Here is a 3300-nt window from a genome sequence, read left to right on the forward strand (position 1 = left end):
TGTTAATACGGGTGCCTAAATTCTACTTGATGACAAAGTTAGACGGGTCTTGATCTCGTCGATGCTGAGTGGGAATGGGGGCTGGCTGCCCATCACCCGCAAGGGCTGCGGTTTTTTCCAGGGATTCCCTCAATCGCTTGGCTGCGTAGATAGACATATCTCGTGGTACATTAATGCGATCACGCAAATATCGGAGAGCGACATCAGAACCCGATGGAGGTACACAGTCTTCACCTATCATCATCTGTGTTAAAGCACAACGTAGTGCTTGATCAAACAATTTATCATCTTTGGGGTTGACTCGGATAATATTGATGCGGTGTTCGATAGTTCGTTGAAGAGCTTCCATACGGGAGTTTTCCGGTTCTGGATAAGTAACATCTGGTAGCCCGAACCAGGGACCGTTATCCACCCGCGCTTTATTAAGAAGCATCTGGGTTTCGCCGTTTTCCCAACAGCCCCCCATCTGGGGCGGCAAATCATGTACGTGGGTGTGAAAGTCGCTCTGGGTTCCGCAGTAGGTCGGTCGGCTTTCCATTGCCGCAAACCATGCGCTCAAGCGAGGGTTTTCCGAACGCAGGGAGTAGCCCTTGTAGTAGTAAAGGCTTGCATTCATCCGTTCGAGATATGGCGTAAAAATGACATCAACGATGCCGAAGCTATCCAGAAAGTAAGGGCTTGGGGTGCAACCCAGAGCTGACTCTACCCTAGCTACCACTCCAATAAATTGTTCTTGGTTGCGTTGTTCTTGTTGAGAGGAAACGGCTTTAGAGCACAGCCAAACGCACCAGGCTCTAAATAAAAGTCGTTCTAATTGACGCAGAGTTAGCACCGTGGGGTCTTCCATGCCTTGGTTCAATGGAGCAAAAACCCTTTCCAAAGCGATTAAAATGTCATCGCTTTCCGTAATAATCCGTCCATCTAGCTCGATCGCAGGGAGCATTCCTGATGGTACCTTACGTTTGTACCAACTTTCTTTCTCCCCATAGCAGAACATTGTCACTTTTTCGATGCGGTAGGGGATCTGTTTTTCCTCTAGCCATAACCAAACTTTTTGACAGTAAGGACACCAGGCGTGGTTATCACGGTACAGCGTTACCCGCACATCAGATTCCGGCTGACCAAACAAGCGCAACCTGGCTCTAGCGTTGGTGAAACCATTAACAGTATCTATTTGATAATCCGTGAGGGTTTCTAGTTCTTCCCAGCTTAACGGTGCGGTAGTCATAGGGCGAGTTGCGTAGGGCAATACTTAGCACAATTCTATACTCTATAATATTTTCAATCACACCAAGGCATAATTTTACCGATAGGTTCGCCCATTTGGAAAACATATTGAACAAATAGCAGCTAATGACATCGCGGTAAATGCCTAACATACAAAGATTTGAGCCATTTAGCAACTCACCAATAAAATGCAATCGCGCTGTTCACTCATACAACGCCGGAATTGGATCAAAGGTAAATTCAAATTGACCGACACCTCCTTCGTTTTCTACACTCCTTAAAGGCAATCCTATTTCAACTAAGTTTTCTGCTAGAACGCCCAACAAGTCGTGAATCTCTGGATTGTGGGATTCTAAAAGGTATTGGAAGCTATGCTCTACAGCGCTAACTAATGCCGGTTCACCTGGTTTTCCAGAAGTCCCAACATCAGCCATCGCTAACATCGGATCTAACAGCTTTGCTAGATACCACTCAACTTCTAAGCCGACAATATGCTCCAACCCTCTTTGATGTAACTCTACCAATGATTGCCGCAAAATACTGCGACTGGAAAAGGGCATTACCTGACCATTCTGAAAGTACTCGTCACAAAGGATAAAGCCTGTGCGTTTTGCCCAAGGCACAATTTTGAACGTATCAGGGTCAGGAACAGCCACAAGATTTGGCGCACCTGTCATCTAAGACATATCTAAGCTACCGCCCGGAACGAAAGGGTTAAATACTATTGCACCACCAGTATCAAACAGGAATGTCCCTGTACTGATTTGCATACCGTTTTCTAAGGTGCTTAAAAATGCCTGGGGTAAGAGCGACTTGCTGCGAACAATGCCATGCTGGTCTGCCCAAGCGGTACGAATCAACAATAGATCCCGTTCTTTGACAACAGCCTTGATATTTTCAGATACTTCTTGTTGGATTTCTGTCCACAGGTGATGACGCCAAGGACACTTCTAATCCTCTCTCGACTCGATTGTGACTGCCATTATAAAATTGGTCAAGGCCAAAGGTTTTTTTCCCGCTTTTGGCAATGAATGAGCAATCCATCACGGCAATCATTGAGTGATCAAGAGACGTTGCTGCAATGATAACTTCCGCGTTGAACTGAGCAAAATCAAACTGTTTTTTAAACTGTCGGCGATAACTTCTCTCTGTTCGTTGGCTATAACGACTCAAGTTGGGTATTGTTTACTTTGCCACAGGCAATTAGAATCGTGGCAAACAGCGTTGTCAATGCTTTGATCTGCGGTTTGTGGAAAATCCCCATTTTGCTCAGTAAGCTTTGTACAATTTCCATATGGCTATCGAGTCGGTGCAAGTTTTTTCTAATCAGCACCTTAATGGCTCGATAGCTTTCTTGTCTATTCCCTCAACTAAAAATTGTCCGGAGTATTGTTACATAGTGCGCTTAGTTTGAAATTAGCGGCTCTTCTGGCGCTTCCATTCTTGGTGATCACCGCGAATTGCTAAAAAATCTGTTACAGTCCCAGTGATTACACTATCAATATCACCACACCACTCAGCCCAAGGTCGAATTATCTCGTCGATACAAAGTTGATGTTACATCGGAATTGGTTGGGAAGGATGGGAGTGCGTTTATCGATTTGTTGCCCCTAATGATCAGCGTGATTCGATTTTCGGGCAGTGGTTAAATCGGGATGAGCTATTTTCTTGTGAGTCGGTGTCAGTCATGAATAATATAAGTACAACTACACCAGTCATTGACACCACTCTCCAAGATATTCCTCAAACACCCACGCCAGTGGAAAGTTCGACTGTCCAAGGATGGAAGGGGCTGAAGCTGAAGCTGCGCCTTGGACTCGACAGCGTTGCCAAGTTCTACCAACAGCTAGTCCCAAGGAAGGCAAGGCTATTGGAGTAGCTGATGGTGAGCCTTACTGGAATGGCTATCTGGGGCAGTGGCAGGTTTGGGTTAACTTTGGGAGCGAGTGTAGGTCTGTGGTGTGCGATTGGTTGATAGTGGTTTAATTGTAGATACATTTGGAAGGAGATTCCACAATTAAATGAGTCGTCAATTCATATCTTCTGGTTCTATCTTTGAGCAAGAAATTGCTT

The 3300-nt window shown here is 45.4% G+C and carries 5 protein-coding genes; 1 reads left to right on the forward strand and 4 read right to left on the reverse strand.

All coding sequences use genetic code 11. From position 1 onward, the window contains the following. Window positions 1-22 precede the first annotated feature (22 nt). From H6G96_RS40410 to H6G96_RS40420, 4 genes are all read right to left on the reverse strand, one after another. Window positions 23-1228: a glutathione S-transferase family protein gene (locus H6G96_RS40410; protein ID WP_190920248.1), complete on the reverse strand. Its 1206-nt coding sequence runs from the start codon at window positions 1226-1228 to the stop codon at window positions 23-25. A 202-nt stretch (window positions 1229-1430) separates the two neighbouring features. Then, window positions 1431-1904, reverse strand: coding sequence for a hypothetical protein (locus H6G96_RS42205; protein WP_242063665.1), 474 nt, complete (start codon window positions 1902-1904; stop codon window positions 1431-1433). Then, on the reverse strand, window positions 1905-2090 hold the full coding sequence (locus tag H6G96_RS42210; RefSeq protein ID WP_242063666.1) for a hypothetical protein: 186 nt from the start codon (window positions 2088-2090) through the stop codon (window positions 1905-1907). A gap of 34 nt (window positions 2091-2124) precedes the next feature. Further along, entirely contained in the window at window positions 2125-2400 is a 276-nt protein-coding gene (locus H6G96_RS40420) for a hypothetical protein (RefSeq protein ID WP_190920250.1), read from the reverse strand. A gap of 609 nt (window positions 2401-3009) precedes the next feature. On the opposite strand from H6G96_RS40420, the gene H6G96_RS40995 reads away from it, so the two are divergent. After that, on the forward strand, window positions 3010-3213 hold the full coding sequence (locus tag H6G96_RS40995) for a hypothetical protein (protein ID WP_206757703.1): 204 nt from the start codon (window positions 3010-3012) through the stop codon (window positions 3211-3213). The last annotated feature ends 87 nt before the right edge of the window (window positions 3214-3300 follow it).

The organism is Nostoc sp. FACHB-892 (genome assembly GCF_014698795.1).
GTDB lineage: Bacteria > Cyanobacteriota > Cyanobacteriia > Cyanobacteriales > Nostocaceae > Nostoc.